This is a genomic window from Blastococcus sp. SYSU D00813 (assembly GCF_054050735.1).
The window spans coordinates 57,788-70,871 of the sequence record NZ_JBJGZX010000023.1 but is presented as its reverse complement, the minus strand read 5'-3'; the positions used below and the strand labels follow the sequence as shown (position 1 = coordinate 70,871).

Sequence of the window (13,084 nt, the reverse complement as noted above, 5' to 3'; positions counted from 1 at the left end):
CCCCGGGCACGCCGGCGGGGGGCGGCCCGCCCCCCGCCGCGGGCCCCGGGGCCCCGCCCCCCCCCCCCCCCCCCCCCGGCCGCCCCCGCCCCCGCCCCCCCCCCCCCTCGTCGGTGTGCCCTCACGCCGGCCCGGAGGCCGGCCGGATCACTTGAAGGCGTCCTTGATCTTCTCGCCGGCCTGCTTCAGGTTGCCGGCGGCCTGGTCCTTCTTGCCCTCGGCCTCGAGGTCGCGGTCGTGGGTCGCCGCGCCGAGCGTCTCCTTGCCCCGGCCGGCCAGCTCCTGGGCCTTGTTGGCGAGCTTGTCGTCGCTGCTCATGGTGAGCTCCTCTCACTGTGGTCGGGGGAGTCGGTACCCGCACCGGCCTGCGACGACACGCTGCGTGGCCGCCGTAATCCGTCCGGGTGTCAACCCTCGTGGCCGCAACCGGTCCGGCCGAGGCCCGATCCCCACGGAGAGCATCCGCTCGGCGTGTGCGATCGTGAGCCAAGGTCACAAATGGACAACGCCGGTGGCAGGCCTCCGGGAGGCTGCCTAGCGTTGTTGGACGTGCACGGAACGATCACTCTCCGTTCACACGCCCGACAGATGACCGCCAGGCCGCCGGCCTCGCCGGTGCCTGGACTACCCAGTCCGTACCCCCGTGAACACGGGACGAGAGAGGCCTTCCACGTGAAGCTCAACAAGCGCCCTGGTGCGCTCGTCGCGACCGCCGTGGCCGGCGCGATGCTGCTGTCCGCCTGCGGCGGCGGAGGTGACGACGGCGGCTCCGGTGGTGGCGGCGGCGGCGCCGGCGGCGGCACCTTCACCATCTACACCTCGGAGCCCGAGAACCCGCTGGTGCCCGGCGACACGACCGAGCAGAACGGCGACCGCATCGTCAACGCGCTGTGGACCGGCCTCGTGAAGTTCAGCGAGGAGGGTGAGGTCCAGTACGACGGCGTCGCGGAGTCCATCGAGTCCGAGGACAACCAGAACTGGACGATCACCCTCAAGGACGGGTGGACGTTCCACGACGGGACGCCGGTCGACGCCCAGTCCTTCGTCGACGCCTGGAACTACACCGCCAACCCGCAGAACGCGCAGGACGGCGGCTCCTACCTGTCCCGCATCGCCGGGTACCCCGAGCTGGAGAGCGGCGCGGCGACCGAGCTGTCGGGCCTGGCCGTCACCGACGACCTGACCTTCACGGTCGCGCTCCAGACGCCGTTCGCGCTGTTCCCCGCGGTCGTGGGCTACAACTCGTTCTACCCGCTGCCCGACGCCTTCTTCGAGGACCCGGAGGGCTTCGGCGCCCGGCCGATCGGCAACGGCCCCTTCCAGGCCGACAGCGACTTCGAGCCCGGTCAGGGCATCACCTTGACCCGGTACGAGGACTACGCCGGTGAGGACACCCCGCAGGCCGACGGTGTGGAGTTCGTCATCTACACCGAGCAGAGCGTCGCCTACACCGACGCGCAGGACGGCAACGTCGACATCGTCGACGTCATCCCGCCGGAGGTCATCGAGTCCGCCGAGAGCGAGTTCGGCGACCGGTTCATCGAGACCGAGGTCTCGCAGATCACCTACCTCGGGTTCCCGACCTACGACGAGCGCTTCGCCGACCCGCGGGTCCGCCAGGCGATCTCGATGGGCATCGACCGGGAGGCGATCTCCGAGGCGATCTTCTCCGGCACCCGGACGGCGGCCGACTCGTTCATCGCGCCGGTCGTCGACGGGTACCGCGAGGGCTCCTGCGAGTACTGCGCCTTCGACCCCGACGCCGCGAACGCCCTGCTGGACGAGGCGGGCTTCGACCGCAGCCAGCCGGTCGACCTGTGGTTCAACGCCGGCGCCGGGCACGACGCCTGGATGGAGGCAGTGGGCAACCAGCTGCGCCAGAACCTCGGCGTCGACTTCGCCCTCCGCGGGGACCTGGACTTCGCCCAGTACCTGCCGCTGGGTGAGGAGCAGGGCTGGACGGGTCCGTTCCGCTACGGCTGGAGCTTCGACTACCCGGCCGCGGAGAGCTACCTGACCCCCCTGTTCACCGAGGCGTCGCTGCCGCCGGTCGGCTCGAACTACTCCTTCTACGCCGACCCGCAGGTGTCCGACCTGATCGCTCAGGGCGACCAGGCCGCCACCGAGGAGGAGGCCATCGAGCTCTACCAGCAGGCGGAGGACATCATCGCCGAGGCCATGCCGATGGCGCCGATGTTCTTCACCGAGATCCAGACGGTGCACAGCGAGAACGTGAGCAACGTGCGGATCGACCTGTTCCAGCGGGTCGTCCTGACCGAGGTCACCGTCAACTGACCTGACCCGCTCGCAGGACCCGCACCACCCGCCGGGGGCGCCCGTCCGACCAGGACGGTCGTCCCCGGCGGCGCGTGCGCCGCCGATCGGCACGAGCGGCGCGTGGGGCGCCTGACCGGCACGATGGACACCGGCGTCGCGGCAGCCGACCGCGCGCCACACCACCCCGGAGGGGGACCATGGGCCGCTACATCGCGCGCCGACTGCTGCTGACGATCCCCGTGCTCATCGGCGCCTCGATCCTGATCTTCGCGATGGTCTACGCCCTGCCCGGCGACCCCATCGCCGCCCTGGGCGGTGACCGGCGGGTCTCCCCGGCGGTCGAGGCCGTGCTCAGGGAGCAGTACCACCTGAACGACCCGCTGTGGCAGCAGTACTGGTACTACGTGCAGGGCCTGTTCCAGGGCGACCTGGGCACCGACTTCCGCGGCCGCCCGGTGCTGGACACCATCGAGCGCACGCTGCCGATCACCGTGCGGCTGACCATCGTCGCGGTCGTCTTCGAGATCATCATCGGCCTGGTGGCCGGCGTGCTGGCCGGCATCCGGCGCAACAGCTACTTCGACAACCTGGTGCTGGTGTCGACGACCGTGATCGTGTCGATCCCGATCCTGGTCCTGGCGTTCCTCGCGCAGTTGCTGTTCGGGCTGAAGCTCGGCTGGTTCCCCATCGCCGGCACCCGCGAGGGCTGGTACAGCTACATCCTGCCCGGCCTCGTGCTCGCCAGCGGCTCGCTGGCCTACGTGGCCCGGCTGACCCGGACGAGCATCGCGGAGAACATGCGCGCCGACTACGTGCGCACGGCGAAGGCCAAGGGGCTGCCGCCGCGCCGGGTCATCGTCCAGCACACGCTGCGCAACAGCCTGATCCCCGTCGTCACCTTCATAGGCGCCGACATCGGGGCGCTGCTCGGCGGCGCGATCGTCACCGAGTCGGTGTTCAACCTGCCCGGCATCGGGCGCGAGGTGTTCGACTCCATCAACGGCCAGGAGGGCGCGGTCGTCGTCGGCATCGTCACCCTGATGGTCTTCTTCTTCATCTTCTTCAACCTGGTCGTCGACGTGCTCTACGCCGTCCTGGACCCGAGGATCCGCTATGACTGACCAGCAGCAGCGCGACCTGCTCCACGACGAGGTCGAGGCCGGCACCACCACGGGCCTGGCCAGCCCGTCGGTCGACGTCACCAGCGGCCGGCAGAACAGCCTGTGGTCCGACGCGTGGGGCTCGCTCAAGCGGAACGTCCTCTTCTGGATCGGCGCGTTCCTGACGCTGCTCCTCGTGCTCATGGCCCTGTTCCCGGGGTTGTTCGCGCGGGGGGCCGACCCGCGTGCCTGCGACCTGGCCAACTCCAACGACCGGCCGTCGGCGCAGCACTGGTTCGGCTTCGACCAGCAGGGCTGCGACTACCAGGCCGCCGTCGTCTACGGCGCGCGCAACTCGCTGATCATCGGCCTGTTCGCCGTCCTCGTCGTGCTGCTGCTCGGCGTGGTGGTGGGCGCCATCGCCGGCTACTTCGGCGGTGGCACCGACGGCGTCCTCTCCCGGATCGCCGACATCTTCTACGCCCTGCCGCTGGTCCTGGGAGCCCTGGTGCTGCTCCGGGTGGGGCCGCAGACCGACATCCCGATCATCAACAGCCGCGGGCCGGGCGCGGTCGCGCTGGCACTCGCGCTGTTCGGCTGGATGACGGCGATGCGGCTGGTCCGCTCGCAGGTCATCGCGGTGAAGAGCTCGGACTACGTCTCCGCCGCCCGCGCGATGGGCGCCTCGAACGGCCGGATCCTGCTCCGGCACATCATGCCCAACGCGGTGGCGCCGGTGCTGGTCTACACGACCATCACGATCGGCGTGCTCATCGCCGCGGAGGCGACCCTGACCTACCTGGGCGTGGGCCTGCAGCGGCCGGCGCTCTCCTGGGGGCTGCAGATCGCGGCGGGGCAGGACCTCATCCGCACCGCGCCCCACCTGGTGCTGTTCCCCAGCATCGTCCTGACCCTGACCGTGATGGCCTTCATCATGATGGGCGACGCCCTGCGCGACGCCCTGGACCCGAGGCAGCGCGCATGACCCGTCCCGAGATCATCTCCTCCACCGAGCCGGCTCCCCTCGGCGCCGCCCTGCTCGAGGTCGACGACCTGTACGTCGAGTTCCGCCAGCGGTCCGGCGTGGTGCACGCCGTCAACGGCGTCAGCTACACGCTCGCCCAGGGCCAGACCCTCGCCATCCTCGGCGAGTCCGGCTCGGGCAAGTCCGTCTCCGCCCAGGCGATCATGGGCATCCTCGACACCCCGCCGGCGGTCATCCGCGGCGGCATCCGCTTCGAGGGCCGCGACGTGCTGACGATGTCCGCGGAGGAGCAGCGCAAGATCCGCGGCCCCGGCATCTCGATGATCTTCCAGGACGCCCTGTCGTCGTTGAACCCCGTCTACAGCGTGGGCTGGCAGATCGGCGAGATGTTCCGCGTGCACCAGGGCGCCTCCAAGAAGGAGGCCCGGCAGCGGGCGATCGAGCTGATGGACCGGGTGCGCATCCCGGCGGCGGCCAAGCGGGTCGACGACTACCCGCACCAGTTCTCCGGCGGCATGCGCCAGCGCGTCATGATCGCGATGGCCATCGCGCTGGACCCGCGGATCCTCATCGCCGACGAGCCGACCACGGCCCTCGACGTCACCGTGCAGGCCCAGGTCATGGACCTGCTCAAGGACCTGCAGCGGGAGACCGGGATGGGGCTCATCCTCATCACCCACGACCTGGGCGTGGTCAACGAGGTGGCCGACGACGTCGCGGTCATGTACGCCGGCCGCATCGTCGAGCGCGGCACGGTCGACGACGTCTTCACCGACGCCGCGCACCCCTACACCGAGGGGCTCATGAAGTCGGTGCCGCAGGTCGAGGCCAAGGGCGGCCGGCTGCAGCCGATCGTCGGCCAGCCGCCGAACCTCGCCGCCATCCCGGGCGGCTGCCCCTTCCACCCGCGGTGCGCGCACCGCCGGCTCGGCGCCGCCGCGGCCCCGGGTCGCGAGTGCGCCACCGACGTCCCGCCGCTGCGCCTGGTCGTCCCGGGCCGCGAGGCGGCCTGCCACTACAGCGAGGAGGTCCTCGGTGCCTGACCGGGACGACGAGGTCGCCACGGCCCGGGCGGCGGCCGACCCGCCACCCACGACCGGTGACGTGCTGCTGGAGATCCGCGGCCTGAAGAAGCACTTCCCGCTGACCCAGGGCGTCGTCTTCAAGAAGACGATCGGGCACGTCCGGGCGGTCGACGGCGTCGACCTGACCCTGCGCCGCGGGGAGACCGTCGGCCTCGTCGGCGAGTCCGGCTGCGGCAAGTCGACGGTGTCGAAGCTGCTGGTGGCGCTGGAGAAGCCGACGGACGGCTCGATCGTCTACAAGGGCGAGGACGTCACCGGGCTGACCGGGCGCGCGCTCAAGGACTACCGGCGCGAGGTCCAGATCATCTTCCAGGACCCGTACGCCTCGCTGAACCCGCGGATGACCGTCGGCGACATCGTCGCCGAGGGCTGGGCGGTGCACTCCGACGTCGCCCCGAAGAAGGGCCGCCTGCAGCGCACGCAGGAGCTGCTCGACCGCGTCGGCCTCAACCCCGACTACGTCAACCGCTACCCGCACCAGTTCTCCGGCGGCCAGCGGCAGCGCATCGGCATCGCCCGGGCGCTCGCGCTGCGCCCGGAGGTCATCGTCTGCGACGAGCCGGTCTCGGCCCTCGACGTCTCGGTGCAGGCGCAGGTGGTCAACCTGCTCGAGGACCTGCAGGACGAGTTCGGCCTCTCCTACCTCTTCATCGCCCACGACCTGTCGGTGGTGCGGCACATCTCCGACCGGGTCGCGGTGATGTACCTCGGCTCCATCGTCGAGGAGGGCACCGACGTCGAGGTCTACACGACCCCGGCGCACCCCTACACGCAGGCGCTGCTGTCGTCGGTGCCGCTGCACGAGCCGGCGCTGCGCGGGCAGAAGGACCGGATCCTGCTGCAGGGCGACGTGCCCAGCCCCGCCGACCCGCCCTCGGGCTGCCGGTTCCGCACCCGCTGCTGGAAGGCCCAGGACATCTGCGCCGAGGAGCCGCCCGCGCTCGTCGACCGCGGCCAGGGCCACCCGTCGGCCTGCCACTTCGCCGAGGCCCGCACCGTCGTCCCGGTGGAGGTGGCGGAGTAGTCCGCTCCTCCTCCGTGATCATGGGCGGGTCGCCGCTCCCGTCGGTGTGTCCTGCCGTGTCGGCGGCAACACGCCCATGATCACGGTCGCCGGCGATGGGGGAGGATGGCCCACCGTGACCGCTGACCGACGGCTGCTGCTGGTGCACGCCCACCCCGACGACGAGACGATCAACAACGGCGCCACCATGGCCCGCTACGTCGCCGAGGGCGCCCAGGTCACGCTCCTGACCTGCACCCTGGGTGAAGAGGGCGAGGTGCTCGTCCCCGAGCTCGCCCAGCTGGCCGCCGACCAGGCCGACCAGCTCGGCGGGTTCCGCATCGGCGAGCTGTCGGCCGCGATGGCCGCGCTCGGGGTCACCGACTGGCGCTTCCTCGGCGGCGCCGGGCGCTACCGGGACTCCGGGATGATGGGCACCGGGGCCAACACCAAGCCCCGCGCCTTCTGGAACGCCGACCTCGACGAGGCCGTCGGGCACGCGGTCGCCGTCGTCCGGGAGACCCGGCCCCAGGTCGTGGTCACCTACGACGAGAACGGCGGCTACGGCCACCCCGACCACATCCAGGCCCACCGGGTCGCGATGGCCGCGGTCGACGCCGCCGCCGACCCCGCCTACCGCCCCGACCTCGGGCAGCCCTGGGAGGTCGCGAAGGTCTACTGGTGCTGCGTCCCCCGGTCGGTGCTGCGTGCCGGCGCCGAGGCGATGCAGTCGCTGGGGGAGGCCTCGCCGTTCGAGCAGCTCGGCGAGATCGACGAGATCCCCTTCGGCGTCCCCGACGAGCTGGTCACCGCCGCCGTCGACGGGCGCGCGCACGCCGGCGCCAAGGACGCCGCGATGCGCGCCCACGCCACCCAGATCACCGTGGACGGCCCCTTCTTCGCGCTGTCGAACAACTTCGGCCAGGAGGTGCTCGGCGTCGAGCACTACCGCCTGGTCCGGGGCGAGCGCGGGCCCGCCGGCCCGGGGCCGGAGGGGTGGGAGGACGACCTGTTCGCCGGGCTGACCGGGTGACGCCGGCCGGCCGTCTCAAGGCGGTCGCCGGCGGGCTGGTCGCCGCGGTCGTGGCGGCCTGGTTCGCGCTCGTCGAGGTGTTCTGGCTGCCGCTGCACGTCGGGGCCGTGCCACTGCCGCTGTCGATCCCGGCCGCCCTCGTCGCGAACCTGCTCCTGGTCGGCCTCACCCACCGGTTCACCGGGTCGCGGGTCGCCGCGGTGGTCCCGGCGGTGGTGTGGCTGGTCGTCGTCGTCCCGGCGACCCAGAGCCGCCCGGAGGGGGACCTCCTGCTCCCCGGCGACTGGCGCGGCCTGGGCTTCCTGCTGGTCGGCGTGCTCGGCGCCTCGGTCGCCGTCGGCCGGGTGCTCGGGACGCCGCCGGCGCCGCGGGACCCCGCCGGGCCGGCTCAGGGGAGCGGCGCCCGCCGGTAGTGGTAGCGGTGGTGCTCGATGAAGCCGTCCCGGCGGTAGAGCGCCCGCGCCGGCGCGTTGGACGCAGTCACCTGCAGGTACGCCCAGCGGGCGCCGCGCCCGGCGGCCCAGGTGTAGAGCGCGCCCATCACGGCGGTGGCCAGGCCCTGCCGCCGGTGCTCCTCGGCCACGGTCACGGCGCTCACCCCGAGCCAGTCGTCGGTCACCACGCCCCGGGCGACCGCGGCCGGCGGCGCCGGCGCGGGCGCCGGCCGGACCGAGGCGAAGACGACGTCCCCGCCGCCGGTCAGCACCCGCCGGGCGGCCGGGGGGAGCGGTGAGCCGAGGTGCCGGTAGCCGGCCAGCCAGGCGTCGTCCGGTGTGGGCGAGAGGTCGACCGGCACCGCGGGGGTCGCGGCGCCCGCGGGCAGCGGCGCCGTCAGCACGAGCACGTCCTCGTCGCGCTCCCAGCCGGCCGCGGCGAAGGCGGCCCCGGCCGCCCGGGCCCGGGCGCCGGGCAGCTGCACCGCCGGCCGCAGGTCGCGCTCGGCGTACCAGCGGGTGACCGCGTCGACCGCCTCCGGCAGCGGGCAGCCGGGATCCCCGACCGCGAGCGCGGAGTTGGCGCGGCCGGTGAAGCCGCCGCCGGCGCGCAGCAGCCACTCGCCGAGCTCGGCGCACTCCCAGCCGGGCCACCCGCGGGCGGCGAGCCGCTCCAGCCCGGCGACGTCCAGCGGCGAGCGGCTCTGTCCCATGCCCCCGATCCTCCGTGGCGGGACCGCGCACGACTCGTGGGGGTGAGCGCCCCGGCCGGTCGCGCCGCTCACCGGGCGGGACGTCATACTGTGCGGCGAGATGTGACCGGCGGCGGGAGTCCCGGTCGAGCCGCGTTCCGGGAGGCAACACCGTGACCTACGTGATCACCCAGGCCTGCGTCGACGTCCTCGACAAGGCCTGTATCGACGAGTGTCCGGTGGACTGCATCTACGAGGGCGACCGGATGCTCTACATCCACCCCGACGAGTGCGTCGACTGCGGTGCGTGCGAGCCGGTCTGCCCGGTGGAGGCCATCTACTACGAGGACGACGTCCCGGACAAGTGGAAGGACTTCTACAACGCCAACGTCGAGTTCTTCTCCGACCTGGGCAGCCCCGGCGGCGCCGCCAAGACCGGCAAGGTCGGTCGCGACCACCCGATGGTCGCTGCGCTGCCGCCCCAGGGCGAAGGGCACTGACCTCCCCGGTCGCGGGCGCCGGCCTGCCGGACTTCCCCTGGGACTCCCTGGCGGCCGCCCGCGCGAGGGCGGCCGGGCACCCCGGCGGGGTCGTCGACCTCTCCATCGGCACGCCGGTCGACGACACCCCTGAGGTCCTGACCGCCGCGCTCGCCGGGGCGGGCAACTCGCCGGGGTACCCCACGGCGCTGGGCACGGCGGACCTGCGGACGGCGGCCGCCGGCTGGCTGGAGCGCCGGCTCGGCGTCCGCCTGCCCGACCCGCTCGCGCCGAGCCCCTCGGTCATCCCGACGGTGGGCTCCAAGGAGCTCGTGGCGCTGCTGCCGACGCTGCTGGGCCTGCGCGGCGCCGGCACCGTCGTGATCCCCGAGATCGCCTACCCGACCTACGAGGTCGGCGCGGTGGTGGCCGGGCTCTCGGTGCTGCGCAGCGACGTCCCGCCCACCGGGGACGCCGGCGACGTCTGCCTCGTCTGGCTGAACTCGCCGGGCAACCCGCACGGGCGCGTCCTCACCGACGAGCAGCTGCGCGAGTGGGCGGCCTGGGGGCGCCGCCACGGCGTGCCGGTGGTCGCCGACGAGTGCTACGCGATGCTCGGCTGGGACGTCGAGCCCCGCTCCCTGCTCCACCCCGCCGTCGCCGGCGACGACCTCACCGGGCTGCTCGCGGTGCACTCGCTGTCCAAGCAGTCCACCGCCGCGGGCTACCGCGCCGGGCTGCTGTCGGGCGACCCGGCGCTGGTCCGGCGGGTGTGGGACGTGCGCCGCCACCTCGGCCTGCTGGTGCCCGGCCCCGTCCAGGCCGCGACGGCCGCCGCCCTGGCCGACGACGCGCACGTCGACGAGCAGCGCGAGCGCTACCGCGCCCGCCGCGACCGGCTGGCCGCGGCCGTGCGGGGGGCCGGCGCCCGGATCGACGCCTCCGAGGCCGGGCTCTACCTGTGGGTCACCCGCGACGAGGACTGCTGGGCCACCATCGACTGGCTGGCCGGCCTGGGCATCGTCGCCGCCCCCGGCTCCTTCTACGGCCCGGCCGGTGCCCGGCACGTCCGCATGGCCCTGACCGCGACCGACGAGCGGGTCGACGCGGCCGTGGAGCGCCTGGCCGCGTAACCGGGCTGCGGCCGCCCCGGTGGCGGGCCAGGATCCGACGGCATGACCCCACCCCGCGTGCGGCCGCCGGTCGACGGCGACGAGCGCACCCAGCTGGTCGGCTGGCTGGACCTCCAGCGGGCGCTGGTGCCGTGGAAGTGCGCGGGCCTGGCCGAGGCCGACGCGCACCGGCCGGTGCTGCCGTCGTCGCCGCTGATGACCGCCGCCGGCATCGTGTCGCACCTGCGCTGGACCGAGCACTGCTGGTTCGAGGTGCTCTTCGCCGGGGCGCCCACCGGCACGAACGTGCAGTTCGACGAGTCGCGGCCCGGCGCCGACATGCAGGTGGACGGCGTCCCCCTCGAGCGCCTGCTGGCCGACTACGCCGCCCAGTGCGCCCGGTCGAACGAGATCGTGGCCGCGGCCGCGCTGGACGCCGTCTGCCGCAACGAGGAGTACCGCGCCGGGGTGCACCTGCGGTGGGTGCTCACGCACATGGTCGAGGAGACCGCGCGGCACCTCGGGCACCTCGACGCCGTGCGGGAGCTGCTCGACGGGAGCACCGGCTACTGCTGACGGGCCGGTCGCAGGAGGCCCCTAGCGCGGTGCATGTGCGCCGCCACCCCCGTGCAAGCGGCCGGGCGCACTGTCGTGGCGCGCCACCGGGGACCGGCGGCGCGCCACCCACCACGGGGCGCCGAGCCCCCGCACCCGGAGGTCTCCCGATGACCACGATCACCATGACCACCTCGATCCTCGAGGTGTTCGCCGTCCTCGTCCTGCTCGCCCTGGCCCACACCCTGCTCGTCGGCACGTCCGACCGGCCCGGACCGGCCGACCGGGGCTTCGCCGAGGACCCCGCCCTCGCCGCGGCCCGCGCCGGCGTGGTCGCTCTCAGGTGAGCAGGGGATGACGGCGCCGTCGCCCGCGCCGGCTCAGGCGCAGGGGTCCTCCGCCGACGCCAGCGCCCGGACGAGCTCCTCGGCCATGCCGGTCCAGCGTGCGTAGGCGAGGGGGTAGGCGCTGCGCTGGACGCTGTCGGCCACGAGCGTCAGCTCGCCCGTCTCCCAGCCGGGGACCTCCACGAGGCGGTCGTAGAAGATGCCGGCCGCGTAGACCGGGTCCTGCACCTGCTCCGGGGTGCCCCAGCCCTGTGACGGCCGCTGCTGGAACAGCCCGAGCGAGTCGCGGTCGCCGTGGTCGAGGTTGCGCAGGCTGGACTCCTGCATGGCCGTCGCCAGCGCGATGACCACCGCGCGGTCGGGCAGCCCGCGGTCGCGTCCCACCTGCGCGATGGTGCGGGCGTTGCCGATCTGCTCCGGGCTGAGCGTCACCCGCGAGTCGGTCAGCGTGCAGAGCGCCGCGGTGTCCAGCGACTCGCCCTCGTCGCTCCTCCACACCAGCCCGAGGAGGACGACGGCGCTGATCAGGACGACGGCGCACCACTGCGCCGGCGTGACCCGGCGCAGCAGCCCCCACCGGCCCCGTGGCCGGCGGCGGGCACCTCCGCGGCTGCGGCCGGAGGCGCGCGAGCCCGGTCGACGCCGGTTGCCGGACGCACCGCGACGGGCGGACGCACCCCGGCTGCCGGTCGCACCACGGGCGCCGGTCCGCGGGCTCCGGGGGCGGGAGCTGGACATCGCCTCCGAGGGTAGGTCGCTCACCTGGCAGTCCCGGGGAGGTCGGCGCCGGTGGCCCGCTAGCGTGAGCGCCCCGTCTGCGAGGAGGTCCCATGACCGGTGTGCTGCTGCCCGACGTCCGCGCCACCCGGGTGGAGACCCCGCGGCTGACCCAGAACGTCGTCCACCCCGACGCCGTCGACCCGGCGGCGCTGGCCGGCGCCGACGGCGACGTCGTGCTGTTCGTGCACGGCAACGTGAGCTCGTCGCTGTTCTGGCAGCCGACGCTGCTCGCGCTGGCCGGCACCGGCCGGGTCCGCCCGATCGCCGTCGACCTGCGCGGCTACGGCGACACCGACCCGCTGCCGGTCGACGCCCGGCGCGGCGTACGCGACTGGGCCGACGACCTCGCCGCGCTCGTCGACGCGCTCGGCCTGGCGCGGGTGCACCTCGTCGGCTGGAGCATGGGCGCCGCCGTCGTCCTCCAGTACCTGCTCGACGCGCCGGCGCGGGTCGCCTCGGTCGCGCTCGTCGCGCCGGTCTCGCCGTACGGGTTCGGCGGCACCGCCGGCCCCGAGGGGCGCCGCCTCGCCGCGGACGGCGCGGGCTCGGGCGGGGGAGCGGCCAACCCGGAGTTCGTCGCCGCGCTCGCCGCCGGCGACACCACCGCCGACGCCCCCACCAGCCCGCGGTCGATCCTGCGCACCTTCTACGTCGCCCCGGGTGCGCTGCCGCTCGACCCCGCGTTCGAGGACGTGCTGGTCGCCTCCATGCTCAGCACCCGCACCGGCGACGACCACTACCCGGGCGACAGCACGGCGAGCAGCACCTGGCCCGGCGTCGCGCCGGGGACCCGGGGCGTGCTCAACACGATGGCCCCGACGGTGCTGGACCTCTCCGCGGTCGTCGACCTGGCGGACAAGCCGCCGGTGGTGTGGATCCGCGGGGACACCGACGCGATCGTCTCCGACACCTCGGCGTTCGACCTCGCCTTCCTCGGGCAGCTCGGCGCGGTGCCGGGCTGGCCGGGGGAGGCGGAGTGCCCGCCGCAGCCGATGGTGACGCAGACGCGGGCGCTGCTCGACCGCTACGCCGCCACCGGCGGCGCCTACCGCGAGGTGCTGCTGCCCGGGGTCGGCCACTCACCGCACGTCGAACGGCCGCAGGAGTTCGTCGTCGCGCTGCTCGAGCACCTCGACGTCCCCGCCGAGGCCCCGGCGAACCTGACGTGAGCCGACCAGGCGGCTCCACCGGCCGCCGGCCCC

General features: G+C 73.9%; 15 protein-coding genes. 12 read left to right on the top strand and 3 right to left on the bottom strand.

Annotation, left to right across the window (positions count from 1 at the left end; genetic code table 11):
• Window positions 1–147 precede the first annotated feature (147 nt).
• A complete protein-coding gene (locus ACI8AX_RS16030) occupies window positions 148–318 on the bottom strand; it encodes a CsbD family protein (RefSeq protein ID WP_456546297.1) in 171 nt (56 codons plus the stop codon).
• A gap of 354 nt (window positions 319–672) precedes the next feature.
• On the opposite strand from ACI8AX_RS16030, the gene ACI8AX_RS16025 reads away from it, so the two are divergent.
• The 7 genes from ACI8AX_RS16025 (at window position 673) to ACI8AX_RS15995 (ending at window position 7,896) form a co-directional block, all read left to right on the top strand.
• A complete protein-coding gene (locus ACI8AX_RS16025) occupies window positions 673–2,295 on the top strand; it encodes a peptide ABC transporter substrate-binding protein (RefSeq protein ID WP_456550832.1) in 1,623 nt (540 codons plus the stop codon).
• A 179-nt stretch (window positions 2,296–2,474) separates the two neighbouring features.
• A complete protein-coding gene (locus ACI8AX_RS16020) occupies window positions 2,475–3,398 on the top strand; it encodes an ABC transporter permease (protein ID WP_456550831.1) in 924 nt (307 codons plus the stop codon).
• A complete protein-coding gene (locus tag ACI8AX_RS16015) occupies window positions 3,391–4,362 on the top strand; it encodes an ABC transporter permease (protein WP_456550830.1) in 972 nt (323 codons plus the stop codon). Before ACI8AX_RS16020 ends, ACI8AX_RS16015 begins: the two co-directional genes overlap by 8 nt.
• Window positions 4,359–5,405: an ABC transporter ATP-binding protein gene (locus ACI8AX_RS16010; protein WP_456550829.1), complete on the top strand. Its 1,047-nt coding sequence runs from the start codon at window positions 4,359–4,361 to the stop codon at window positions 5,403–5,405. The genes ACI8AX_RS16015 and ACI8AX_RS16010 overlap by 4 nt, the downstream gene beginning before the upstream one ends.
• Complete coding sequence (locus tag ACI8AX_RS16005; protein WP_456550828.1) at window positions 5,398–6,471, top strand: ABC transporter ATP-binding protein; 1,074 nt, start codon at window positions 5,398–5,400, stop codon at window positions 6,469–6,471. Before ACI8AX_RS16010 ends, ACI8AX_RS16005 begins: the two co-directional genes overlap by 8 nt.
• Window positions 6,472–6,586: 115 nt before the next feature.
• Window positions 6,587–7,483 carry an N-acetyl-1-D-myo-inositol-2-amino-2-deoxy-alpha-D-glucopyranoside deacetylase gene (gene mshB, locus ACI8AX_RS16000; RefSeq protein WP_456550827.1) on the top strand — a complete coding sequence of 299 codons (897 nt, stop codon included), beginning with the start codon at window positions 6,587–6,589 and terminating at the stop codon, window positions 7,481–7,483.
• Window positions 7,480–7,896, top strand: coding sequence for a DUF6113 family protein (locus ACI8AX_RS15995; protein ID WP_456550826.1), 417 nt, complete (start codon window positions 7,480–7,482; stop codon window positions 7,894–7,896). Before mshB ends, ACI8AX_RS15995 begins: the two co-directional genes overlap by 4 nt.
• On the opposite strand, the gene ACI8AX_RS15990 is transcribed toward ACI8AX_RS15995, so the two are convergent.
• On the bottom strand, window positions 7,872–8,630 hold the full coding sequence (locus ACI8AX_RS15990; protein ID WP_456550825.1) for a GNAT family N-acetyltransferase: 759 nt from the start codon (window positions 8,628–8,630) through the stop codon (window positions 7,872–7,874). The two genes, ACI8AX_RS15995 and ACI8AX_RS15990, sit on opposite strands and share 25 nt — an antisense overlap.
• Window positions 8,631–8,782: 152 nt before the next feature.
• Between ACI8AX_RS15990 and fdxA the strand changes: the two genes are divergently transcribed.
• From fdxA to ACI8AX_RS15970, 4 genes are all read left to right on the top strand, one after another.
• Window positions 8,783–9,109 (top strand): ferredoxin, encoded by a 327-nt coding sequence (gene fdxA, locus ACI8AX_RS15985; RefSeq protein ID WP_158548659.1) that lies wholly within the window; start codon window positions 8,783–8,785, stop codon window positions 9,107–9,109.
• The gene (gene dapC / locus ACI8AX_RS15980; RefSeq protein WP_456550833.1) at window positions 9,106–10,221 is read left to right on the top strand and encodes a succinyldiaminopimelate transaminase; all 1,116 of its coding nucleotides are present in this window, start codon (window positions 9,106–9,108) and stop codon (window positions 10,219–10,221) included. Before fdxA ends, dapC begins: the two co-directional genes overlap by 4 nt.
• 42 nt (window positions 10,222–10,263) lie before the next feature.
• Complete coding sequence (locus tag ACI8AX_RS15975) at window positions 10,264–10,776, top strand: DinB family protein (protein WP_456550824.1); 513 nt, start codon at window positions 10,264–10,266, stop codon at window positions 10,774–10,776.
• Window positions 10,777–10,925: 149 nt separating this feature from the next.
• A complete protein-coding gene (locus ACI8AX_RS15970) occupies window positions 10,926–11,102 on the top strand; it encodes a hypothetical protein (protein WP_456550823.1) in 177 nt (58 codons plus the stop codon).
• Between the two features lie 33 nt (window positions 11,103–11,135).
• Here the strand turns inward: ACI8AX_RS15970 and ACI8AX_RS15965 are convergent, their stop codons facing one another.
• A complete protein-coding gene (locus tag ACI8AX_RS15965; protein WP_456550822.1) occupies window positions 11,136–11,840 on the bottom strand; it encodes a hypothetical protein in 705 nt (234 codons plus the stop codon).
• 92 nt (window positions 11,841–11,932) lie between these two features.
• Between ACI8AX_RS15965 and ACI8AX_RS15960 the strand changes: the two genes are divergently transcribed.
• The gene (locus tag ACI8AX_RS15960; protein ID WP_456550821.1) at window positions 11,933–13,051 is read left to right on the top strand and encodes an alpha/beta fold hydrolase; all 1,119 of its coding nucleotides are present in this window, start codon (window positions 11,933–11,935) and stop codon (window positions 13,049–13,051) included.
• Window positions 13,052–13,084: the final 33 nt, after the last annotated feature.